Here is a 21,923-nt window from a genome sequence, read left to right on the forward strand (position 1 = left end):
GCAAGCGAAATATCAGCCCTCCGGCATGATATCCTTCTTGAGAGGTCGAAAGCTCATCCGGTGCAGTGAGCAAGGGCCATGTTTCTCGATGCCGGCTCTATGTTGTGCTGTGCCGTAGCCGGCGTGGTTGGCAAAGCCATAGGCCGGGAAAACGAGATGAGCGCGGGTCATCATCCGGTCGCGGGTCACTTTGGCAATGATCGAAGCGGCGGCGATGGAAACGGAGCGGGCATCGCCCTTGATGACGGCCTTGCCGGGGCAACAGAGGCCCTGCGGCACGTCCCGGCCATCGGCCAGCACATAGGCAGGCGTCACCGAGAGACCGGCCACGGCGCGGCGCATGGCATCGAGGCTGGCACGCAGAATGTTGCGTTCGTCGATATGGCGCGGACCGGAGGCTGCGATCGAAACCTCGGCCGTCGCCATGATGGCTTCGAACAGCACCTCGCGCTGGTTCGCCGTCAGCTGCTTGGAATCGTTGAGGCCGTCGGGAATATTGTCCGGATCGAGGATCACCGCTGCGGCGACGACAGGCCCCGCCAGCGGCCCGCGGCCTGCCTCATCCGTGCCGGCGACCGGCCAATGCCCGGCCTTGCGGGCCAGAAGCTCCAGGCTGAAATCCGGAACGAGCGGCAGGTCTTCAAAAAGCTTCGGAGAATCGGGTGGCGTGCGAGGCAACATGGCGGCAACCTCGCACGCCCACCCGACCTCCTGCAACCCCCGGCTAGGACGATGCGGCGTCGTATCCACCGGGGGCGGCGGTGGAACCGGGGAACATTTCGGCGCGAGGGGACAGGACGGCGGCGCGCCGAAAATCACAACATGTCGCGCAAAGTGGGTCGTGGTTTTGCGAGAACGACATGCGATAACAAGGCGCCAAAGCGCATGAGCAGCGCTTCGGAATTCTAAAAGGCTTGGGCATCATGCCCGATCAAAACCTGCGGGAGCCGTCATCCTCTGGCGGCGGGATGCCGGTGCCCCATGCAGGTGGCTGGAGGTGCAGGGTGCCACCTCAGAGCAGCGAGAGCTGGATGCCCCCACCATCCGGGCGGATGAACATGTCGTCGCGCATCGGCAGGCCACGGCGCACCAGGCCGAGCCGTTTTGTGGCCATTTCGAAACGCCGGCCGATCTGCCAGGCATAAGGGCCGGAGCCCTTCATCCGCTTGCTCCATTCGGCATCGTAATCCTTGCCGCCGCGCATCGAGCGCACCAGCGACATCACATGCCGGTAGCGATCCGGATAGTTCTGCAGCAGCCAGTCACGGAAAAGCGGAGCGACCTCAAGCGGCAGGCGCAACAGAACATAACTTGCCTCCAACGCGCCGGCCGCATGGCCGGCTTCGAGAATGCGCTCTATCTCATGGTCGTTCAACGCTGGAATGATGGGCGACACCATGACCGCCGTCGGAATACCGGCATCGGTCAGCGCCTTGATGGCGTCCAGGCGCTTGGGAGGGGTCGAGGCGCGCGGCTCCATGCTGCGGGCGAGCTTGCGGTCGAGCGTGGTGACTGAAATACCCACCTTGGCGAGGCCTTTGGAAGCCATGTCGGCGAGGATATCGATATCGCGCATGATCATCGCCGACTTGGTGACGATCGCGACCGGGTGATTGGCCTTCTGCAACACCTCGAGGATCTGCCGCATGATGCGCCATTCCTTTTCGACCGGCTGATATGGATCGGTATTGGTGCCGATCGCGATGGCGCGCACCTTGTAATCCGGCTTGCTCAGTTCGCGTTCGAGCAGCTTCGGCACGTCGGGTTTGACGAAAAGTTTGGATTCGAAATCGAGACCCGGCGACAGGCCCATATAGCTGTGGGTCGGTCTGGCGAAACAATAAATGCAGCCATGCTCGCAGCCGCGATAGGGATTGATCGAACGGTCGAAGGAGATATCCGGTGACTCATTGCGGGTGATCGCCGTGCGCGGTTTTTCCACCTGCACTTCGGTCCTGAACGGCTCCAGTTCCTCAAGGCTCTGCCAGCCATCGTCGAAGGCTTCGCGGCGCTCCTCCTCGAAACGGCCGCTTGGATTGAGCCCCGCACCGCGCCCGCGGCGGCGATCGACATCGATCCGCAGGCCGGACGCCTTGACCAGCGCATCGGCAATATCCGCCGTATGAGCAGGCGCTAACGCGTCCTGCCGCAAATGGGACAGCTCGTTCATTGGGTGCTCCTGACGAGGAATTCTCCCCGCTCTCGATGATTAAATTCCTAGCGCCAAAATAAGAACATTGCAAGAACAAAAATCGCGATACAGTTTGTGGCATTCCCTGTTGCAATGCGATAAATGTCAGGGATGCTGACTGTCATAATGGAATGCCGCGACAAGGAATCCGAACTGGCCCAGACGCTTTCCGTGCTGGTTTCCGGCGCCGTGGAAGGCCTGGTGAGCGACGTGGTGGTGCTGGATCACGGCTCCCGCGACGGCTCGTCGCGCGTCGCCGATGCAGCCGGCTGCCGTTTCCATACCCATTGGGATATCAAGGACATATTGCGCAGTGCGCGCGGCGAATGGCTGCTTCTGGTCGAGCCCGGCGCACGCCTGCAGAGCGGCTGGATCGAAGAGGTGATGGAATATATCGCGCTGAACAGGCAGCCGGCCAGGTTTGCGCCGTCGCGCACCTACAAGCGGCCGTTCCTCAAGCGCATCGGTCGCACTGCGCCGCCGTTGGAATGTGGCCTGCTGATCCAGAAGAAGCAGGCGATAGCGCTCGCCAAGTCCGGCATGAATCTGGAAACCTTGGCCCAAGGCCACAAGGTATCAAAGCTCGCCAGCGAGATGATTCCCGCCTGGGTCGCGGCCTCGATCCGCTAACGGCGATTACTTGCCGCCGCCGCGCTTCAGGTGCTCGTCGAGCCGCGGCATGATCTCGATGAAATTGCAGGGCATGTGGCGATAGTCGAGCTGCGCCTTCAAGATGCCGTCCCATGCATCCTTGCAGGCACCGGGGGAGCCGGGCAGCACGAAAATGAAGGTGGCGTTCGCCACGCCGCCGGTGGCGCGCGACTGGATCGTAGACGTCCCGATCTTGTCGTAGGAAATCCGGTGAAAGACTTCCGAAAAACCGTCCATCCGCTTTTCGAACAGCGGCTCCAGCGCTTCCGGCGTCACGTCGCGGCCGGTAAAGCCGGTGCCGCCGGTGGTGATCACCACGTCGATATCGGGATCGAGTGTCCACTCGCGCACCTGGCCGGCGATCTTTTGCTTGTCGTCTGAGACGATGGCCCGGGCCTTCAATACGTGGCCGGCATCCGCTATGCGGGCGACCAGAGTGTCGCCGGATTTGTCGTCCGCCAGCGTGCGCGTGTCGGAGACGGTCAGCACCGCGATGCCGACGGGAATGAAGCTGCGCGTTTCGTCGATCCTGTTCATGTGTCTCTTCCAACCGTTTGAACCGCCTGAAAATACCAGTCCGGCTTCTGGCCGTTAAGGTTTTCCGCCGCGCGATTTGCCGCGTCAGGGGAGGAAAATATCCCGAAACAGGTGGCACCGGAACCCGACATGCGGGTGAGCAGCGCACCCTCGGCACCAATCATCGCGGAGATCTGGTCGATCTCGCGCACCATTGAACGGGCCGGCGGTTCGAGATCGTTGCGAAGCGCCTTCAGATGGATGATCCATTCGCCTTCGAATGCACCGACCGGCGGATTGTCTTTGCGCGTCAGCCGCTTGAAAATATCCGGCGTCGAGACGACAACGAGCGGATTGCCGAGCACCAGCGACAGCGAGGGAAAAGCGGGCAGGGGGGTGAGATCCTCGCCAATACCCTTCACCATCAGCGCTTCGCCTTTGAGGCACATGGGCACATCGGCGCCGAGCGAAAGGCCGAGCGCGAACAGCTCGGCTTCGGGCAAGTTGGCATTCCAGAGTCGCAGCAGGCCGCGCAGGGTCGCGGCCGCATCCGCCGAACCGCCGCCGATCCCAGCTGCCACCGGCAGGTTCTTTTCAAGGTGGATCGCGACGGGCGGGCAGCGGACGCCGCGCGCGGCAAGCGCTTGACGCAGCAGATCGCGGGCCTTCAGCACGAGATTGCCGTGATGACCTTCGGCCTCCGTTGGAACGAGATGGCCGAAACGCCCCGATACAATGAAGTCGTCAGCATCCGCCGATGTAAACCCAAGCCTGTCGCCGGTATCGGCAAAGGTCACGATACTTTCGAGCAGGTGATAACCATCCGCCCGCTGCCCCACCACATGCAGGGCAAGATTGATCTTCGCGGGCGCCAGTTCAAAAAGGCCCGCGTCATCGGCGGGCCTTTGTGTGTTCAAAATGTCGGAAAACATCAGGACTTCTTGTCTGGATTTTCCGGTGCAGGCGCAACCGGTGCAGCCGGCTCGGGCTGACGGTCGGCTGTCGAAGGGTTCTGATCGATCGCCGGCAGGCCGCTGGCGATCTTTTCCTTCACATGCTCGCGGTTGATGTCTTCGCCCTCGGAAATCAGCGCCCGGTTCCACTGGTACACGGCTTCGAGCTTGCGCCCGACGCGCCAGTAGGCATCACCCAGGTGATCATTGATCGTCGCGTCACCGGCGCGCAGCTGCACGGCGCGCTCCAGCTCGGTCGTCGCATCTTCGAACTTGCCCATGCGATAGAAGGCCCAGCCAAGCGAATCGACGATATAGCCATCATCCGGCCGCGCATCGACGGCACGCTTGATCATGCCGAGACCTTCGTCGAGGTTCTTGTTCATGTCGACGAGCGAATAACCGAGATAATTGAGGACCTGCGGCTGTTCCGGATTGAGCTCCAGCGCGCGGCGGAAGCTCGGCTCGGCCTTGTCCCACTGCTTCAGCCGCTCATAGGCGATGCCGCGCTGGAAGAAGATCGACCAGTCGGAAGGCCGCGGCACGGGCCCGATCACATCGACCGCCTTGTCGTAATTTTCCGCCATGGCCTTGTAGTCCTTGGCTTCGGAAAGCACGCTGCCATAGGCGATATAGCTGCGGATGTCGGCCGGATCGGAATCGATCAGCGACTTCAGGTGCTGCTTGGCTTCATCCACCTTGCCGGTGTCGGACAGCGTCACGCCGAGCTGCAGTTCGGAAACGCGGCGCATCGGCGAATCCGCCGGCACCATCGCATAGAGCTTGATAGCGCGCTCCGGCTGTTCCAGCTTTTCGGCAATGCCACCGAGCAGGATCAGCGTATCCGGGCTCTTCTGGTCGAGAGCGTGGGAAATCTGCAGGTAGAGCGAAACCATGTCTTCGGCGCCCTGGCGGTTCAGCGCGCCGCCGATGGAGAAGAGCACGCCGGCGGCACCTTCGGAAGCGGAGGTGATCTGCTGTTCCGGCTTGTCACCCTTGTCGATGCTCTGGCGCAGCGCCTTCAGCGGCGCGTAATTGGCAACCGCGCCGTCACCGACGGCAATCGCGTCGAGTGCCTTCTGCTTGTTGCCGGCAGCGGCTTCCAGGCGGGCAAGCGCCATCACGGCACGCATGAACGTGTCCGGCGCGGTGGCGACCGCATCCTTGTTGGTAACGGCATTGTTCAGATACTGGCGGGCGGTCGAGACGTCGCCGCCGACCAGCGCCATGGCGCCGACGTGATAATCGGTGAATACCTTGAACCAGGCCGGGCCCTTGAGGCCGTTGATGGTATTGATCGCCTGCTTGGTCTTGCCGGCGCCGACATCCGTCCAGGCGGAGAGAAGCTGATGGGTCAGGCGGTCGAGATCGTTCGGGCCGGTGTAGGCAAGCACCTTCTTGGCGGTATCGAACTTTTTATCGCGCAGCGCATCGAGGCCGCGGACGATCTTGGTGATGCGCTCGACGGAGGCATCGTCCTTCAGGTTGTTGGCTTCCTTCAGGCCATCGTCGAAATCGCCGTTGAGAAGCAGCGAGATCATCAGCCGTTCGCGAATTTCAAGGTTCGCCGCATCAAAGCCGAGCGCCTTGCGATAAAGCGCGATTGCAGTCGGGTAGTCATGGTCCACGTCGGCGGTGCGGGCGGCCAGAAACGCGCCGGAGAAGGACTTCACGTTGCCGGGTGTAAACGTTACCGCTTCTTTTGGCACGGGCTTCGCTTCCGGAGTGGCCGCACCGGCAACCGTGCCGAACAGGAGAACGGTTGCGAGAGCCGCGCTGGAAAGCAGAAGGAGACTGGATCTCTGCCGCATAAAAGTGCCTTTCATGAAGAGCCGAAGCGGCTGCGAAATACCGCCACTTGTTCAAGCTCATTGATTCACAACAGAATGGCTTTTTTGAAGCACGTCCGCAAGGAAATCTCCGGCCGGGAACGGGCACTTCTCCAATCCGTGATCCGATCTTGACCCAGCGCTCAGGATAACTTTGACGATCGTTTAGTCGCCTGCCGGCTTTTCCAAAAGCGTCAGCCGTGCAAGGTCTTTAGGCCGCCCGGACAGCCTGAAGATCCGGGCGATATCGTCGATGTCGGCGATAAAGACGGTGGCCGCACCGAATTTCATTTCGATCCGGTCGCCCACCCGAACTTCCTGCCATGAACCATCCGTGAAGATCTCGAAACCGGCGAGGATTTCCACCGGCAGAGCACCGAGATCGGGATGCAGAAGGATGCGGGAGCAGAAACGCCCGGTTCCGCCATCCGCTACGTTTTCCAGAGCTTTCGACGCGATCAGCCGCTCGCCGTCGGCTGGCGAAACAAGAACGTCGATATCGGCAATCGGCATGTCACGATAACCGTGAAGCCGCATCGCAGCACCGCCGAAAACGCACCACGGATCGCGGCAATCCGCCATCAGATCGGCAAGCCGGATCAGTGCCTGCTCCAGCATTCCATCCGAAACGGTCAAGGGCGGCCCGTCAGTTGACGCGCTGGATCGAGAAATCGATGACTTCCAGAAGCGCGTCCTTGAGCGGCGAGGCCGGCAGCGGTGCCAGCGCATCGCGGGCGATCGTGCCGTAATGCAGCGCCCGGCCGATCGTGTCGTTCAGCGCGCCATATTTGGTGATCAGCCCGAGCGCCTTTTCAAGGTTCTCGTCGCTGCTCTCACCTTGCTCGATCGCCTGGCGCCAGAAGGCGCGCTCTTCCTGCGTGCCACGGCGATAGGCAAGGATAACCGGCAGGGTGATCTTGCCCTCGCGGAAATCGTCGCCGACATTCTTGCCGAGATCAGCAGCCTTGCCGCCGTAATCCAGCGCGTCGTCGACGAGCTGGAAAGCGTAACCAAGGTTCATGCCGTAGGATTTCAATGCGGCACGGGCGCTCTTGTCGGCATTGGCGATGATCGGGCCGACTTCGGCGGCGGCCGCAAACAGGGCTGCCGTCTTGGCGCGGATGACCGAGAGATAATCGTCCTCGGTCGTCTCCATGTTCTTGGCGACGGAAAGCTGCAGCACTTCGCCCTCGGCGATGACGGATGCGGCGGTCGCGAGCACGTCCAGCGCTTCGAGCGAACCGACATCCACCATCATCTTGAAAGCCTGACCGAGCAGGAAGTCACCGACCAGCACGCTGGCCTGGTTGCCCCAGATCATCCGCGCCGTCGATTTGCCGCGGCGCAGGTCGCTTTCGTCCACCACGTCGTCATGTAGCAACGTGGCGGTATGCATGAACTCGACGCTGGTCGCGAGCTTCACATGGCCGTCGCCCTGATAACCGTAGAGTACGGCGGACGCGAGGGTGAGCATCGGCCGCAGCCGCTTGCCGCCGGACGAGATCAGATGGTTGGCCACTTCCGGGATCATCTGCACATCGGACCCCGCCTTGGACAGGATCAACTGGTTGACCCTTTCCATGTCCGCCTTGGTCAAATCCACGAGGGGTTTGACGGATGCGGATTTGTTTTTACCTTCTTCCAGCGGTATGACGACGCCCAACGATCAGGCCTCCTAAATGAATTCATTGGGGCGACAATAGAAAGTGGCGCATAGTGCGGCAAGCGCAAATCGCATCCGGCTGGATTTAAAGGGGTTTTATGCAGGAGATCATCCGCACCAACGACGTCGTCGTGCTTTCGTTGTCCGAAAGCCTGATGAAGGACGCCGGTATTCACTGCCTGATCGCCGACCAGTCGATGAGCGTTCTGGAAGGCTCGCTCGGCCTTTTGCCGCGGCGATTTCTGGTGGAGACGGACCGGGCGGACGAGGCACGACGGATTTTGAAGGATGCCGGGCTTGAGGCGGAGCTGAGGCCTTGAGTGAAACTGCGGCGGTGAGCGTCGGTGGGAAATACCCCCCTCTGCCCTGCCGGGCATCTCCCCCACAAGGGGGGAGATCACAGGCGGGGGGACCTTCCCGTAAAGCTGATGATTTGCCGGGTAGAGATGTGCCGGACAGAAACGATATTTGTTTGGGGAAGCCGGTGCGCCCAGCCAATCTCCCCACTTGTGGGGGAGATGCCCGGCAGGGCAGAGGGGGGCTGGCAACCTCCGGCGTCCAATGGCGCCCCACAGCATGACCCCCACCCACACGATCGACGCCTTCCACCGCGGCAATTTCCACGTCATGCAGCCGAAGGGCGGCGGGCATCGCTCCGGCGTCGACGCCATGCTGCTTGCGTCGCTCGTGGCCTCGGACAAACCCGTCCGCGTCGCCGATCTCGGCTCGGGTGCTGGCGCGGCCGGTCTTGCCGTCGCCTCCCGCCTTTCCGAAGCCAAAATCACGCTGATCGAAAAGTCGCCGCTGATGGCCGACTATGCCCGCAAAACTCTCGAACTACCGGAAAATGCGGCCCTGAAAGACCGTGTCGAAGTCATCGAAGCCGACGTGACCCTCACCGGTAAACCGCGGGTCGCTGCCGGTCTCATCGATGAAGTCCACGATCACGTCATCATGAACCCGCCCTTCAACGACGCCGCCGACCGCAAGACGCCGGATGCGCTGAAGGCCGAGGCGCATGCGATGACGCAGGACCTGTTCGAAGCGTGGATCCGCACTGCCGGCGCGATCATGAAGCCCGGCGGGCAGCTGTCGCTGATTGCCCGGCCGCAATCGATCGTCGAAATCATCGAGGCCTGCGGCAAGCGTTTCGGCGGCCTGGAAATTACCGCACTTCATCCGCGGACCGACGAAAGCGCCACCCGCATTCTGGTCACGGCCATCAAAGGCTCGCGCGCCCGGTTGACGATGCGTGCGCCGCTTTTCGTGCATGGCGGGGAGGGGCACGCCTTTTCCGCCTTCGTCGACGACCTGAACAACGGCCGCGCCGCCTATTCCCGGCTCAGCCCGAAACGAAATCCATCAGCAGCTTGACGTTCAGTCCGGCGATCGCGACTGCAATCAGCCAGGCGATGGTCGAGAGCCAGCGCGGCGCGACAAGGGCACCCATCTTCGCCTTGCTCGCCGTGAACATGACGAGCGGAAAGACGGCAAACGAGAGCTGCAGGCTGAGCACGACCTGGGTGAGGATCAACAGTTCCGCCGTGCCCGCATCGCCATACCAGATGGTTACGAAGGCCGCTGGGACGATGGCTATGGCGCGGGTGATGAGGCGGCGCACCCACGGCGCCACTTTCATCTGCAGGAAACCTTCCATGACGATCTGGCCTGCAAGTGTGGCCGTCACCGTCGAATTCAGGCCGCAGCAGAGAAGCGCGATGCCGAACAGGGTCGGGGCGATCGCTAGGCCGAGCAGCGGCGACAGCAGCGAATGCGCCTCGCCGAGTTCTACAATATTGGTCTGGCCGTTGGCGTTGAAGGCGGCAGCCGCAAGGATCAGGATCGACGCGTTGATCAACAGCGCGAAACAGAGCGCCACGGTGGAATCGATCGTCGCATAGGTCAGCGCCTCGCGCTTTTCCGGCAATGTGTCGCCATAGGCGCGGGTCTGCACGATGCCGGAATGCAGGTAGAGATTATGCGGCATGACGGTGGCGCCGAGAATGCCGAGCGCCAGATAGAGCATTTCCGGATTGGTGACAATTTCCGTGGTCGGGAAGAAGCCTCGAATGACGCCGCCCCATTGCGGATCGGCCAAGAAGATCTGTACGCCGAAACAGAACGCGATGACGCCGAGCAGCGTGATGATGAAGGCCTCCACCCAGCGGAAGCCCAGCTTCTGTAGATAAAGGATGATGAACACGTCGAGCGCCGTGATCAGCACGCCGAGTTCCAGCGGAATGCCGAAGATCAGGTTGAGGCCGATCGCCGTGCCGATGACTTCGGCAATGTCGGTGGCAATGATGGCGATTTCCGCCAGCGCCCAGAGCGGCACGGAAACCCATTTCGGAAACGCATCACGACAGGCCTGCGCGAGATCGCGGCCCGATGCGATGGCAAGCCGGGCGCAGAGCGATTGCAGCACGATCGCCATCAGGTTGGAAAGCAGCGCCACGGCCAGCAGTGCATAACCGAACTTCGAGCCGCCGGCGAGCGACGTCGCCCAGTTGCCGGGGTCCATGTAACCGACCGCCACCATATAACCGGGGCCGGCAAAGGCGGCGATACGCCGGAGCTTCGAGCCATGCGAGGAGACGTGAACGCTGCGATGCACGTCGGAAAGCGAGGCTTCGCCGCGCTTATGCCGCCATCCATCCTGGCCGGGCCGGGAATCCTGCTTGGAACCTAGAATATCCATGATGCGCAATGCTTTCAGTTTTTCTGTAAGCGATAATGCCTGATTAGAATGATAATGCAAGTCATTCGCAACTGGAAAATTGAGCGCCGGTTTCGCGTTCGTTTTCCGGCGTTTCCGCAGGTCTGCCATTGCGTTTGTAAATCCGTCACATACATGTTTTGGCAGGTTAAACGCGATTGAGGAGTAGAGATGGCCGGGTTTTTGAGAAGGCTGATGCCGAAGCGGTTCCGAAAGCAGGGAGTGACCGTTCCGGTTGTTCGGCTGCAAGGCGCCATCATGGCCGGCGGCAGCCAGTTCAAGCAGAGCCTCAACCTCGCCAATGTCGCGCCGATGCTGGAAAAGGCTTTTTCCAAGAAAGATGCCCCGGTCGTCGCCATCTCCATCAATTCGCCGGGCGGCTCGCCTGTCCAGTCGCGGCTGATCTTCCAGCGCATCCGGTCGCTGTCGGAAGAAAAGAACAAGAAAGCCCTGATCTTCGTCGAGGACGTCGCGGCGTCCGGCGGTTACATGATCGCGCTGGCCGGCGACGAGATTTTTGCCGATCCGACGTCGATCGTCGGTTCGATCGGCGTGGTCTCCGGCGGCTTCGGCTTTCCGGAGCTGCTGAAGAAAATAGGTGTCGAGCGCCGCGTCTATACGGCCGGCGAAAACAAGGTGATCCTCGATCCTTTCCAGCCGGAAAAGGAAGGCGACATCGAATATCTGAAGACGCTGCAGCTGGAAATCCACAAGGTTTTCATCGACATGGTGAAGACGCGCCGCGGCGAGCGGCTGACGGACGATGCGACCATTTTCTCCGGCCTGTTCTGGAGTGGCCAGCGCGGCCTCGATCTCGGCCTGATCGACGGGCTCGGCGACATGCGCGAAGTGATCAAGCGTCGTTATGGCAAGGATGCCAAGCTGGAACTGATCGGCAGCGCCCGTACGCTGTTTGGCAAACGCGTCCCGGGTGTAGTATTCGGCGGGGCAAAGGCCGACGAAATCGCCGCGGGTGCGGCATCGGGTCTTGCTGCAAGCCTTGAAGAAAAGGCATTGTGGAGCCGATACGGTCTCTGAAGTCGTATCAACATACCAAAGGAAAAGCGGCAGGGGGAAATGGCGCAACTCTTATTTCTGATCATCCTCATCGGCGGTGGCTGGATGCTCTACAAGAAGTTCATCAAGGACGCCGAACGGCTGAGCGCCCGCTCTCGCCAGAAGGAGAAAGAGCGCGAGACGGGTGCGATTGCGACGCTGGAGAAGGACCCGGTGACGGGGGAATATCGGGTGAAGCGGGAAGAGGAATAGGCGCTCAGAGGCGCTCCTTGACACGAGACGCCCAGTCCGATCCGGCATAGCTGATGCAGATGATGAAGACGGTTAGCGTCTCGTCATCGACGGTGAAGCAGATAACGCCTTTTCCAGCAATGGGAAGGGCCCGCAAACTGGGGGCGAAGTCGTTTCTGATCGAACCGATCTTCGGCAGGTCTTCAAGCCGGTAGGTGGCGGCTTCTATCTCCGCCAGTTTTCTGTTTGCGATAGCGCGACCAGCATAATCCTCAATAAGATTATGGATATCGACAAGATCCTGAACGGCGTCCGAATGATATTCCAGCCGGTAGGTCGGCATCATTTGGCCTTATATTTCTCGTCGAGACGGGCGCGGACACGATCGAACATGTTATCCGCGTCCATTGGAATGAACTGATCCCGCGGCGTCGCCAGCCGGCGGCGGATTTCGTCGGCCATTCCGGCAAGTGGATCGTTCGGGCCGGCCGGCACAGGATCGTCGTTCATCAGGCTGTCGATGCCTGCTTCGATCACCTTCTCGATCGACGGAAACTGTCCATTCTCCACCAGCCTTTCGGCCTGGCGCAGATAGCGGTCCGATAATGTCACCGTGTTCTTGATGTTCATCGATCATCTCCGAAACTCAGCGCCAGTCTTATCATGGTTCCCTCACCAAAGGCAGGGCCCAACATCTGCCGACGCATAAATCCTTGACCCACGCCCCTGATGCATGGCACTCGTCCGCATCCACAAAACCGAAGATATCGCCATGACCGAACTGCCAGATCACATGTCTCCGACCCGCTCCTTTCAGGGGCTGATCCTCGCGCTCCATAATTATTGGGCCGACAAGGGCTGCGCCGTGCTGCAGCCTTACGACATGGAAGTCGGTGCCGGTACCTTCCATCCGGCGACCACGCTGCGCGCGCTCGGTCCCAAGCCCTGGAAGGCCGCTTACGTACAGCCGTCGCGTCGTCCGTCCGATGGCCGTTATGGCGAAAACCCGAACCGCCTGCAGCACTACTACCAGTATCAGGTCATCCTGAAGCCGAATCCGCCGAACCTGCAGGAACTCTATCTCGGTTCGCTGAAGGCGATCGGCCTCGACCCGCTTCTGCATGACGTGCGCTTCGTCGAGGATGATTGGGAAAGCCCGACGCTCGGCGCCTGGGGCCTAGGCTGGGAATGCTGGTGCGACGGCATGGAAGTCTCGCAGTTCACTTACTTCCAGCAGGTCTGCGGCATCGAATGCTCGCCGGTCGCCGGCGAATTGACCTATGGTCTCGAGCGGTTGGCCATGTATGTCCAGGGCGTCGACAATGTCTACGACCTGAACTTCAATGGCCGCGAAGGCGAGGAAAAGATCAGCTATGGCGACGTCTTCCTGCAGGCCGAGCAGGAATATTCTCGTCACAACTTCGAATTCGCCGATACCGCCATGCTGCACCGGCATTTCATCGATGCCGAAAAGGAATGCCAGGCGCTGCTCGCCTTCGGTGCTCCGGGCGCCAGTGACAATCAAATGCTCCACAAATGCGTCTTCCCGGCCTATGACCAGTGCATTAAGGCCAGCCACGTCTTCAACCTGTTGGACGCCCGCGGCGTGATCTCGGTCACCGAACGCCAGAGCTATATCCTGCGTGTCCGCGCGCTGTCCAAGGCCTGCGGCGAAGCTTTCCTGCAGACGGATGCAGGTGGGCTGAACTTCAGCCAGGCAGCGGCATAAGGCAAAACATCGGCGCTCGGCCTGTCGGACTGGCGTCATGATTATTTCTGAAACATTCGTTGGGGACGCTGTAAATAAGTCCCCGCGAATTTGACGGCCTTCCGGAACTGTGGCTAGTCTCCTCGCAAGGATATTGCGTCATCTGGGGGATTCGCGCATGTATATCGCTCTCGGCATAGTTGCCATTGTCGGCCTGTACGTCGTTATGATCTATAACGGCCTCGTCAAATCGCGTCAGATGGCGGAGGAGGCGTGGTCCGGCATCGACGTGCAGCTCAAGCGCCGCGCCGATCTCATTCCAAACCTTATCGAAACCGTCAAAGGTTATGCGGCCCACGAAAAGGGCACGTTCGAAGAGGTCGTGAAGCTGCGCAACCAGGCCCAGGCCGTGCCGGCCGGCGATGTTGCGGGCCGCGCCCAGGCGGAAGGCCTTCTGTCCCAGGCGCTCGGCAAAGTTTTCGCGCTCGCGGAAGCCTATCCTGAGCTCAAGGCCAACCAGAATTTCTCCGAACTTCAGGCTTCGCTCGAAGGCATCGAAAGCGAAATCCAGATGTCCCGCCGGTATTACAACGGCGCGGCCCGCGACCTGAACGTCAAGGTCGAAAGCTTCCCGAACAACCTGATTGCCGGCCAGTTCGGCTTCTCGAAGCGCGAATATTTCGAAATCGACAACCCCGCCGACCGCGTCGTTCCGACGGTCAAGTTCTGAAAACCGTCATTGGACCTTTGTGCCGCGAGGGTTTAAGAGCGCGGCCTAAGGGTTCAAATAGCGCGGCGCCTTCGAACGGGCGCCGCATCAGACGGAAGAGACGATCACCATGGGCCGAGCCAAACTTACCATCCTGCCGCCGGGCAGGCCGCTTTCCGGTCGCGCCATGCCGCCGGGCTCGAAGTCGATCACCAATCGCGCGCTGCTTCTGGCCGGCCTTGCCAAGGGCAGGAGCCGGCTGACCGGCGCGCTGAGGAGCGACGACACCCGCTACATGGCCGAAGCCCTGCGTGCCATGGGCGTCAGCGTCGAAGAGCCGGATGCCACGACCTTCGTCGTCACCGGTTCCGGCGCGCTGAAGCCGCCGGCCGGGCTGCTTTTCCTCGGCAATGCCGGCACCGCCACCCGCTTCCTCACCGCAGCCGTCGCCTCCGTTGACGGAACCGTCGTCGTCGATGGCGACGAGCATATGCGCAAGCGGCCGATCGGCCCGCTGGTCTCCGCCCTCAACGCTCTCGGCCTGAACGCTGAGGCGCCGACCGGTTGCCCGCCAGTCACGGTGCGCGGCAATGGTCATTTCGCCTCCGGCCGCGTCGAGATCGATGCCGGCCTTTCCAGCCAATATGTCTCCGCCCTGCTGATGGCAGGCCCGCTGGTGAAGCCCGGCGCCAATGCGCCGCTGACTGTTGCACTTGCCGGCACGGAAATCGGCGCGCGCGGTTATGTCGACCTGACGCTCTCCGCCATGGAAGCCTTCGGCGCCAAGGTCGAGCAGGTCGACGCGGCAACCTGGAAGATCGAGCCGACCGGCTACAAGGCTACCGATTTCGTCATCGAGCCGGATGCGTCCGCCGCGACCTATCTCTGGGCCGCCGAAGTGCTGACCGGCGGCACGATCGATCTGGGCGTTGCGAACGAGGCTTTCACTCAGCCGGATGCCAAGGCTTACGACATCATCGCAAAGTTTCCGCACCTGCCGGCCGAAATCGACGGCTCGCAGATGCAGGATGCGGTGCCGACGCTTGCCGTGCTTGCGGCCTTCAACGAAACGCCGGTGCGCTTCACCGGCATTGCCAACCTGCGCGTCAAGGAATGCGACCGGGTGCGGGCTCTGTCGCTCGGCCTCAACGCCATCCGCGAAGGGCTTGCAACGGAAGAGGGCGACGACCTTGTCGTCGCATCCGACCCGTCGCTTGCCGACCAGACGCTGCCGGCCTCGATCAATACCTTTGCCGACCACCGGATCGCCATGAGTTTCGCGCTGGCGGGCCTGAAGATCAACGGCATCACCATTCTCGACCCCGATTGCGTCGCCAAGACTTTCCCGGATTATTGGGATGTACTGGCCTCGCTCGGGGTTTCTTATACGGATATCGAATAGGGCTTTTGTTTCGGCGGGGCGCCGGGCAAGGCCAAAAGGGGGAAATCTCGTGACACGGTGGCTCTCCGGTTTTTGCCTGGCGCTTCTTCTGGCCCTGGCGGCCCTGCCGGTCCGGGCGGAAGAAACCATCCGTACCTATAATTCGGATATCCGGATCGCCGAAAACGGCGACCTGACGGTGGCCGAAACCATTACGGTCAATTCCGAAGGCGACCAGATCAAGCGCGGCATTTTTCGCGACTTTCCGCTGACCATGGTGGATGGCAACGGCCGCACGGTGCGGGCCGGGTTCGATGTCGTTTCGGTTACCCGCGATGGGCACAACGAGCCCTGGCGCACCGAAAGCATCACCGGCGGCATCCGCATCTACGCGGGAGACAAGGACGTGCTGCTGGACGATGGCCAGCATACCTACGTCTTCACCTACAAGACCGACCGGCAGATCCGTTATTTCGACGATCATGACGAGCTTTATTGGAATGTCACCGGCAATGGCTGGCAGTTCCGCATCGGCCAGGCTTCGGCGCGGGTCACGCTGCCCGGCGGCCGCGTGATCCAGACCGCAGCCTATACCGGCCCGCTTGGCTCCACCGCCCGTAACGCCCGCATGCAGTCCGCCGGCAATCAGGCGGTGTTCTCCACCACGCAGCCGCTCGGCCCGCAGGAGGGCCTGACGATCGTCGTCGGCTTTCCAAAAGGGATCGTAGCCACGCCGTCCAAGGACCAGAAGGATGCCTGGTGGATGCGCGACAATGCCGGAATGCTGCTCGGCGTCGGCGGCCTGATCGTCGTCGTCGGTTATTACATGCTGTTCTGGGTCAAGGTCGGCCGAGATCCCGCCCGTGGCGTTGCCGTGCCGCGCTGGGATCCGCCGGAAGGGCTTTCCCCCGCGCTGGTCAATTACGTCGACAACAAGGGCTTTTCCGGCGGCGGCTGGACCGCGTTTTCAGCGAGCGCCCTTGATCTCGCCGTCAAGGGTTATGTCACGTTCGACGACCTCAAGGACAAGATCGTCATCCGCCGCACCGACAAGCCCGCGCCGCGGGATGTGGGGGTCGGTCAGGCCTCCATTCTCAGTGCTGTCGGCGGCAGCGGTCAGAGCCTCGTCATCGACGAGGCGAACGGCGCCACCGTGCAGTCGGTCGGTTCGAGCTTCCGCCAGGCGATCGAGAAGGAACATCGCGGCAAATATTACCACGGCAACAAGGGTTATGTTTTCGGCGGCGTCGCAATCAGCGTGCTGTCCATCCTGTCGCTGATCGTCTTCGGCAACCTTGAGCCGGACATGCTGGCGCTGCTGCTCATTCCGGCCTTCCTGGCGGTTTTCCTCGGCATTTTCGCGGTCAAATTCGGCCAGGGCCTGCGCCGCGGTTCCTCGCTGTTTTCCAAAATCATGTCGATCTTCATGCTGGCGATCTTCGGTCTCGTCGGCCTGTCGATCGCCTCATCGCTGATCGTAGTCATCCTTTCCGAGCTGACGGGCGGCGATCATTGGCCGATCCTCGTATCGGTCGGCGGCATCGTGCTGTCGAACGTCATCTTCTTCTTCCTGATGGGCGCCCCGACGCCACTCGGCCAGAAGCTGTCGGACGGTATCGAGGGCTTGCGCATCTACCTGACGCTGGCTGAGCGCGACCGGATGAACATGGCCGGCGTGCCGACCATGTCGCCGACGCATTTCGAAAAGCTCCTGCCTTACGCCGTCGCACTCGGCGTTGAAAAACCCTGGAGCCGCGCTTTCGAAGCCTGGCTGGCGACGGCCGTTGCCGCGGGTGCCGCAGCCTCCGCCTATGACCCCACCTGGTATAACGGCAATAGCGGCGGTCGTTTCGGTGACCGCATCGGCGGCTTCTCTTCCTCCATGGCCGGCACCATCGCCTCGACCATTCCCGCACCGAAGTCTTCCTCTTCGTCCTCCGGTTTTTCGGGCGGGTCGTCAGGCGGTGGCGGAGGTGGCGGCGGAGGGGGCGGCTGGTAAACGGCAGCCCCCGCGCTCCCGCTGACGGTTCGACCTATGGCTTCATGCGTCCGTCATGATGTATATCTAGGGTGTATCCGAGCGGAGGACATGCCATGCGGGTCGTGAAGGACGGTATCAGCGTCAGGCCGATTGTAGGGTCGCACACGGTGCTGTTCGGCTTCGATGCCACGCCGGAAGCGCGCGAAGGGCTTCTCGGTTTCACGCTCGGTCGCCGAAAGTCCGGTGCCGGTGAAATCCGCTGGATGAAGGGCTTCAAGTTCTTCGAGGAAACCAATCCGCATCCGCAACCCGGCGACAGCAAGTCGACGCGTCAGCACCCGATCCAGGATTTCCAGTGGGGCGACTATGCCGCCGAACCTGCGACCTCCTACGACTATGTCGTCCAGGCGGTTTACGGCAAACCTTCCGCACTGACCTACGGGCCCGAAATCGAGCTCGACAATGTGAAGACCGCCAATGCGGCCGGCGACACCCACGGCGTCTATTTCAATCGCGGCGCCATCCCGAGCCAGTCCTTCGCGGATCGTTTCGGCAATGTCGGCCCGACGGACGAGGAGCAGAACGACCCGGCCAATGACAAGGTCAAATGGCTGTCACGCGGCCTTCTCGATGCGGCGCTTGCCTATATCGCTCAGGCGAATGGTACGAAGTTCGAGCTGCGTGTCGCGGCCTACGAATTCCACTACATGCCCATTCTCGAGGCCTTGAAGATCGCTGCCGGCACGGGTGCCAAGGTACAGATCTGCTACGACGCGGGCGACCGCAAGCAGAACGGCGATATCGTCCTCGACGAGACCAGCGAGAAGAACGTCGCCACCATCGCGGCTGCAAAGCTTGCCGAGACGAAAAACCTGACGCTCCACACGCGCTGCAACTTTTCGAAAATCCCGCACAACAAGTTCATCGTGCTGCTGGAAGACGACAAGCCGGTGCAGATCTGGACCGGTTCGACGAATTTCACTTCGTCCGGTTTCCTCGGGCAGAGCAATGTCGCCCATGTCATCCGCGATCCGGTGCTGGCTGCCACCTATAACCAGTATTGGGAAAAGCTCGCGAGCGACCCTGAGACTAGCCCGTTCAAGGCGTTCAATACCAAGACCTTTCCCGATCCGGTCGGGGCGCTGGCGCCGAATGCGGTCAAGGCGGTCTTCGCGCCCCGCAAGGCCGGTCTTCTGGAATGGTTTGCGGACCGAATGGACGCGGCCAATTCCAGCGTCATGTTCACCGCTGCCTTCGGCGTCGCCAACCAGCTGGTGGAGAAGTTCGCCAAGGACAAGGATTTCATCCGTTTCATCCTGATGGAGCGGCCGGACAGCAATGCTGAGGCTCAGGCGACGCTGGCGATCGACCGCGATACGCGCATCGCGCTCGGCGCCAGGCTCAACGAAGAGACGATCAAGCTGAAGCTGAAGGGCTATGCTTTGGACCAATGGTTCCGGGAAGAGGAGCATTTCCGCGCCAAGGGCAATATCTTCTACATCCACACCAAGATCATGCTGATCGACGCGCTGTCGGAAGATCCGCAAATCTATTGTGGTTCAGCCAATTTTTCCGATCCGTCGGTCACCGGCAATGACGAGAACATGATGCTGATGCGCGGCCCGGATTTTCGCTCGGTCGCCGATATCTACGTCAACGAATATATGCGGCTGTTCAACCACCTCTATTTCCGCACGGTGGCGATCAAGCTTGCCAAGGAAAAGCGCGGCGATCCGCGCAAGGCGGCGATATTGGAACCGGACGACAGCTGGGTCGGCTCCTATTTCAAGTCCGGCAGCTATCACGACCGGATGCGCAACCTCTTCCGGTAAGCCACGCGCCCCAAAGGCCGCTGCGGAACGGTCGGCTCCCTGCTTTGCTTTCAGCGCGATCCCCCGCTTTCATGGATGACTTTTGGCGGCGGGCTTGCTAAGTCCGCCGCACGTCATTTCCAGCGCAAAGACTTAAAGCCATGCCCGATCTGCTTCTCGAACTCCGCTCGGAGGAAATTCCCGCCCGCATGCAGCGCAAGGCGGCGGGAGATCTGAAAAAGCTCGTCACCGACGCGCTGGTGGAAGCGGGTCTGACCTATGAGGGTGCGCGCGAATACTGGACGCCGCGCCGGCTGACACTGGATATCCGCGGCCTCACCGCCCGTTCCGCCGATCAGCGCGAAGAGGTGAAGGGCCCGTCCACCAAGGCGCCGGAACAGGCGATCGCCGGCTTTCTGCGCAAGGCAGGCCTGTCGGATGTTTCCGAGGCACAGGTCGTCAGCGATCCGAAAAAGGGCGATTTCTACGTCGCGATCATCGCCAAGCCCGGTCGTCCGGCGGAAGAGATCATCGGCGATGTGATGCCCGGCATCATCCGCACTTTCCCCTGGCCGAAATCGATGCGCTGGGGTGCCGCCTCGATGCCGAAGGGTGCCCGTTTCGGCGGCGTTGACGGCAAGGGCCCGGAAAGCCTGCGCTGGGTGCGCCCGCTGCAGTCGATCGTCTGCGTCTTCGGCCCCGAGCATGAAGAGACTCAGGTCATCCCGTTCGAGATCGACGGCCTTACCGCAGGCAACGTCACCTACGGCCACCGTTTCCACGCGCCGGACGCGATCACCGTGCGCCGTTTCGACGATTATGCATCGAGCCTCGAAAAGGCGAAGGTGATGCTGGACGCCGAGCGCCGCAAGGACGTGATCCTGCACGACGCCCGCGATCTCGCTTTCGCCAATGGCCTCGAACTGGTCGAGGATGAAGGCCTGCTGGAAGAAGTCTCCGGCCTCGTCGAATGGCCGCATGTGCTGATGGGCGAGTTCGAGAAGGAATATCTCGAGATCCCTGCCGAAATCATCCGTCTTACCATCAAGACGAACCAGAAATGCTTCGTCACCCGTCCGCAATCCGGCGAGGGGCTTTCGAACCACTTCATCCTCATCTCGAATATCGAGGCGAAGGATGGCGGCAAGGAAATCATTCACGGCAACGGCAAGGTCGTGCGCGCCCGCCTATCGGATGCCAAGCACTTCTGGACCCGCGACCAGGGCAACCTGCCGGACCTTCAGACGCTGGAAGCCTCGGCTCAGAAATTCGATCTCGACCTTAAAAAGCCGCTCGACCAGCGCATGTCGAAGCTCGATGCGCTGAACGTCACCTTCCACGCCAAGCTCGGCACGCAAGGCGAACGCGTCGCCCGAATCCGCGCTCTCGCCGCCCAGCTCGCGCCGATCGTCGGCGCCGATCCGGTGCTGGTGGATCGCGCAGCGGTGCTCGCCAAGGCCGACCTGCGCACCGAAGCCGTCGGCGAATTCCCCGAACTGCAGGGCTTGATGGGCCGCCGTTACGCGCTGCTGCAGGGCGAAAACGCAGCCGTTGCCGCCGCGATCGAGGATCACTGGAAGCCGAACGGCCCCTCCGACCGCCTTCCGGAAGACAAGGTCGGCCTGACGGTGGCACTCGCCGACAAGCTCGACACGCTCGTCGGCTTCTGGGCGATCGACGAAAAGCCGACCGGTTCGAAGGATCCGTTCGCGCTGAGGCGTGCCGCGCTGGGCGTGGTGCGGATTATAATGGAGCGGAAGGTAAGGTTGGGCTTGCTCAGGGTATTGGCAAAGGGGCTTGAACCTGTCGTGGCCGCTGAGCTGACCAAAATGGATCGTGATATCGAGCAAAGAATTACGGATGCGGAAGAAGTCCTCGGCCGATACGATCTCTTGGACGAAATTCATGAGCAAGGCTGGTACACTGAAGGCCACTGGGGCTATAAGTTGGAGCGTCTCGAAGATACTGTTCCTGACCTTCTCTCCTTCTTCCATGACCGCCTAAAGGTCTACCTGCGCGACATGGGCGCCCGTCACGACCTGATCGACGCCGTCCTCACGCCCGATGCTGACGATCTTCTGATGGTCGCCCGCCGTGTCGAAGCACTGACGGCCTTCATCACCTCGGAAGACGGCAAGAACCTGCTGGCCGGCACCAAGCGCGCCGTGCAGCTGCTGGCCGCCGAAGAGAAGAAGGGCACCGTCGTTGCCGATGGCGTCGCCGACACCCTCCTGAAGCTCGATGCCGAAAAGGCGCTCTGGGCGGCCGTCCAGACAGCCTCGAAGGAAGCCTCTGAGGCGATCGCCAAGGAAGATTTCCGCTCTGCCATGGAAGCGCTCTCGATGCTGCGCGTCCCGGTCGACAAGTTTTTCGAGGATGTGCTGGTCAATGACGACGACGCGGCGATCCGCGCCAACCGTCTGGCACTCCTGAAGGCGATCCGCGAAGCCACGGGCACCGTTGCCGACTTTTCGAAGATCAGCGGGTAGGGACTGTTCGGCGAAGCCGATGGAATGATCCAGTGAATCATTCCGGAGAACCAACGCCCTGAGCTCAGGCGAAGGGC

The 21,923-nt window shown here is 61.5% G+C and carries 21 protein-coding genes; 11 read left to right on the forward strand and 10 right to left on the reverse strand.

What is annotated here, in order from left to right; all coding sequences use genetic code 11:
- Positions 1-12: 12 nt before the first annotated feature.
- Positions 13-681, reverse strand: coding sequence for a ribonuclease HII (gene rnhB / locus KX729_RS05645; protein WP_219741464.1), 669 nt, complete (start codon positions 679-681; stop codon positions 13-15).
- A 331-nt stretch (positions 682-1,012) separates the two neighbouring features.
- Complete coding sequence (locus KX729_RS05650) at positions 1,013-2,170, reverse strand: PA0069 family radical SAM protein (RefSeq protein ID WP_219741465.1); 1,158 nt, start codon at positions 2,168-2,170, stop codon at positions 1,013-1,015.
- 132 nt (positions 2,171-2,302) lie between these two features.
- On the opposite strand from KX729_RS05650, the gene KX729_RS05655 reads away from it, so the two are divergent.
- A complete protein-coding gene (locus KX729_RS05655; protein ID WP_219741466.1) occupies positions 2,303-2,821 on the forward strand; it encodes a glycosyl transferase in 519 nt (172 codons plus the stop codon).
- A gap of 6 nt (positions 2,822-2,827) precedes the next feature.
- On the opposite strand, the gene moaB is transcribed toward KX729_RS05655, so the two are convergent.
- The 5 genes from moaB to KX729_RS05680 form a co-directional block, all read right to left on the reverse strand.
- Positions 2,828-3,379: a molybdenum cofactor biosynthesis protein B gene (moaB, locus tag KX729_RS05660; RefSeq protein WP_219741467.1), complete on the reverse strand. Its 552-nt coding sequence runs from the start codon at positions 3,377-3,379 to the stop codon at positions 2,828-2,830.
- A complete protein-coding gene (locus tag KX729_RS05665; protein ID WP_219741468.1) occupies positions 3,376-4,290 on the reverse strand; it encodes a 4-(cytidine 5'-diphospho)-2-C-methyl-D-erythritol kinase in 915 nt (304 codons plus the stop codon). Before KX729_RS05665 ends, moaB begins: the two co-directional genes overlap by 4 nt.
- Positions 4,290-6,122 carry a tetratricopeptide repeat protein gene (locus KX729_RS05670; RefSeq protein WP_219741469.1) on the reverse strand — a complete coding sequence of 611 codons (1,833 nt, stop codon included), beginning with the start codon at positions 6,120-6,122 and terminating at the stop codon, positions 4,290-4,292. Before KX729_RS05670 ends, KX729_RS05665 begins: the two co-directional genes overlap by 1 nt.
- Before the next feature lie 183 nt (positions 6,123-6,305).
- Positions 6,306-6,776: a hypothetical protein gene (locus tag KX729_RS05675; protein WP_219741470.1), complete on the reverse strand. Its 471-nt coding sequence runs from the start codon at positions 6,774-6,776 to the stop codon at positions 6,306-6,308.
- A 10-nt stretch (positions 6,777-6,786) separates the two neighbouring features.
- Positions 6,787-7,803: a polyprenyl synthetase family protein gene (locus tag KX729_RS05680; protein ID WP_219741471.1), complete on the reverse strand. Its 1,017-nt coding sequence runs from the start codon at positions 7,801-7,803 to the stop codon at positions 6,787-6,789.
- A 98-nt stretch (positions 7,804-7,901) separates the two neighbouring features.
- Here KX729_RS05680 and KX729_RS05685 point away from each other — a divergent pair, with 98 nt between their 5' ends.
- Positions 7,902-8,123, forward strand: coding sequence for a putative signal transducing protein (locus tag KX729_RS05685; RefSeq protein WP_219741472.1), 222 nt, complete (start codon positions 7,902-7,904; stop codon positions 8,121-8,123).
- A 256-nt stretch (positions 8,124-8,379) separates the two neighbouring features.
- A complete protein-coding gene (locus KX729_RS05690) occupies positions 8,380-9,177 on the forward strand; it encodes a tRNA1(Val) (adenine(37)-N6)-methyltransferase (protein WP_219741473.1) in 798 nt (265 codons plus the stop codon).
- On the opposite strand, the gene KX729_RS05695 is transcribed toward KX729_RS05690, so the two are convergent.
- Positions 9,146-10,501 (reverse strand): Nramp family divalent metal transporter, encoded by a 1,356-nt coding sequence (locus KX729_RS05695; RefSeq protein WP_219741474.1) that lies wholly within the window; start codon positions 10,499-10,501, stop codon positions 9,146-9,148. The two genes, KX729_RS05690 and KX729_RS05695, sit on opposite strands and share 32 nt — an antisense overlap.
- Before the next feature lie 189 nt (positions 10,502-10,690).
- Between KX729_RS05695 and KX729_RS05700 the strand changes: the two genes are divergently transcribed.
- A complete protein-coding gene (locus KX729_RS05700) occupies positions 10,691-11,557 on the forward strand; it encodes a S49 family peptidase (protein WP_219741475.1) in 867 nt (288 codons plus the stop codon).
- Positions 11,558-11,596: 39 nt separating this feature from the next.
- Complete coding sequence (locus tag KX729_RS05705; protein WP_219741476.1) at positions 11,597-11,788, forward strand: hypothetical protein; 192 nt, start codon at positions 11,597-11,599, stop codon at positions 11,786-11,788.
- A 4-nt stretch (positions 11,789-11,792) separates the two neighbouring features.
- On the opposite strand, the gene KX729_RS05710 is transcribed toward KX729_RS05705, so the two are convergent.
- Entirely contained in the window at positions 11,793-12,113 is a 321-nt protein-coding gene (locus tag KX729_RS05710) for a type II toxin-antitoxin system RelE/ParE family toxin (RefSeq protein WP_246617422.1), read from the reverse strand.
- A complete protein-coding gene (locus tag KX729_RS05715; protein WP_219741477.1) occupies positions 12,110-12,397 on the reverse strand; it encodes a hypothetical protein in 288 nt (95 codons plus the stop codon). The genes KX729_RS05710 and KX729_RS05715 overlap by 4 nt, the downstream gene beginning before the upstream one ends.
- 163 nt (positions 12,398-12,560) lie before the next feature.
- Between KX729_RS05715 and KX729_RS05720 the strand changes: the two genes are divergently transcribed.
- The 6 genes from KX729_RS05720 to glyS all read left to right on the forward strand — a co-directional run bounded on the left by KX729_RS05720 (position 12,561) and on the right by glyS (position 21,846).
- Positions 12,561-13,496 carry a glycine--tRNA ligase subunit alpha gene (locus tag KX729_RS05720; protein ID WP_219741845.1) on the forward strand — a complete coding sequence of 312 codons (936 nt, stop codon included), beginning with the start codon at positions 12,561-12,563 and terminating at the stop codon, positions 13,494-13,496.
- A gap of 157 nt (positions 13,497-13,653) precedes the next feature.
- Complete coding sequence (locus KX729_RS05725) at positions 13,654-14,205, forward strand: LemA family protein (protein WP_219741478.1); 552 nt, start codon at positions 13,654-13,656, stop codon at positions 14,203-14,205.
- 109 nt (positions 14,206-14,314) lie between these two features.
- Positions 14,315-15,586 carry a 3-phosphoshikimate 1-carboxyvinyltransferase gene (locus KX729_RS05730; protein ID WP_219741479.1) on the forward strand — a complete coding sequence of 424 codons (1,272 nt, stop codon included), beginning with the start codon at positions 14,315-14,317 and terminating at the stop codon, positions 15,584-15,586.
- Between the two features lie 49 nt (positions 15,587-15,635).
- Positions 15,636-17,564, forward strand: coding sequence for a DUF2207 domain-containing protein (locus tag KX729_RS05735; RefSeq protein WP_312990550.1), 1,929 nt, complete (start codon positions 15,636-15,638; stop codon positions 17,562-17,564).
- A gap of 95 nt (positions 17,565-17,659) precedes the next feature.
- Positions 17,660-19,378 (forward strand): phospholipase D-like domain-containing protein, encoded by a 1,719-nt coding sequence (locus tag KX729_RS05740; RefSeq protein ID WP_219741481.1) that lies wholly within the window; start codon positions 17,660-17,662, stop codon positions 19,376-19,378.
- A gap of 140 nt (positions 19,379-19,518) precedes the next feature.
- Positions 19,519-21,846 (forward strand): glycine--tRNA ligase subunit beta, encoded by a 2,328-nt coding sequence (gene glyS / locus KX729_RS05745; RefSeq protein ID WP_219741482.1) that lies wholly within the window; start codon positions 19,519-19,521, stop codon positions 21,844-21,846.
- Positions 21,847-21,923 lie beyond the last annotated feature (77 nt).

Origin of the sequence: Neorhizobium populisoli, from assembly GCF_019430945.1 — a bacterium.
In the GTDB taxonomy this organism is placed as follows: domain Bacteria; phylum Pseudomonadota; class Alphaproteobacteria; order Rhizobiales; family Rhizobiaceae; genus Neorhizobium; species Neorhizobium populisoli.

What these genes read in the sequence shown, in the direction of transcription:
- KX729_RS05705 (WP_219741476.1), top strand. Translation starts at nt 11,597, where the DNA reads ATGGCGCAACTCTTATTTCTGATCATCCTCATCGGCGGTGGCTGGATG.
- KX729_RS05695 (WP_219741474.1), bottom strand. Translation starts at nt 10,501, where the DNA reads ATGGATATTCTAGGTTCCAAGCAGGATTCCCGGCCCGGCCAGGATGGA.
- KX729_RS05715 (WP_219741477.1), bottom strand. Translation starts at nt 12,397, where the DNA reads ATGAACATCAAGAACACGGTGACATTATCGGACCGCTATCTGCGCCAG.
- KX729_RS05730 (WP_219741479.1), top strand. Translation starts at nt 14,315, where the DNA reads ATGGGCCGAGCCAAACTTACCATCCTGCCGCCGGGCAGGCCGCTTTCC.
- KX729_RS05670 (WP_219741469.1), bottom strand. Translation starts at nt 6,122, where the DNA reads ATGCGGCAGAGATCCAGTCTCCTTCTGCTTTCCAGCGCGGCTCTCGCA.
- KX729_RS05720 (WP_219741845.1), top strand. Translation starts at nt 12,561, where the DNA reads ATGTCTCCGACCCGCTCCTTTCAGGGGCTGATCCTCGCGCTCCATAAT.
- KX729_RS05665 (WP_219741468.1), bottom strand. Translation starts at nt 4,290, where the DNA reads ATGTTTTCCGACATTTTGAACACACAAAGGCCCGCCGATGACGCGGGC.
- KX729_RS05700 (WP_219741475.1), top strand. Translation starts at nt 10,691, where the DNA reads ATGGCCGGGTTTTTGAGAAGGCTGATGCCGAAGCGGTTCCGAAAGCAG.
- KX729_RS05710 (WP_246617422.1), bottom strand. Translation starts at nt 12,113, where the DNA reads ATGATGCCGACCTACCGGCTGGAATATCATTCGGACGCCGTTCAGGAT.
- KX729_RS05655 (WP_219741466.1), top strand. Translation starts at nt 2,303, where the DNA reads ATGCTGACTGTCATAATGGAATGCCGCGACAAGGAATCCGAACTGGCC.
- glyS (WP_219741482.1), top strand. Translation starts at nt 19,519, where the DNA reads ATGCCCGATCTGCTTCTCGAACTCCGCTCGGAGGAAATTCCCGCCCGC.
- KX729_RS05650 (WP_219741465.1), bottom strand. Translation starts at nt 2,170, where the DNA reads ATGAACGAGCTGTCCCATTTGCGGCAGGACGCGTTAGCGCCTGCTCAT.
- KX729_RS05685 (WP_219741472.1), top strand. Translation starts at nt 7,902, where the DNA reads ATGCAGGAGATCATCCGCACCAACGACGTCGTCGTGCTTTCGTTGTCC.
- rnhB (WP_219741464.1), bottom strand. Translation starts at nt 681, where the DNA reads ATGTTGCCTCGCACGCCACCCGATTCTCCGAAGCTTTTTGAAGACCTG.
- KX729_RS05740 (WP_219741481.1), top strand. Translation starts at nt 17,660, where the DNA reads ATGCGGGTCGTGAAGGACGGTATCAGCGTCAGGCCGATTGTAGGGTCG.
- KX729_RS05690 (WP_219741473.1), top strand. Translation starts at nt 8,380, where the DNA reads ATGACCCCCACCCACACGATCGACGCCTTCCACCGCGGCAATTTCCAC.
- moaB (WP_219741467.1), bottom strand. Translation starts at nt 3,379, where the DNA reads ATGAACAGGATCGACGAAACGCGCAGCTTCATTCCCGTCGGCATCGCG.
- KX729_RS05725 (WP_219741478.1), top strand. Translation starts at nt 13,654, where the DNA reads ATGTATATCGCTCTCGGCATAGTTGCCATTGTCGGCCTGTACGTCGTT.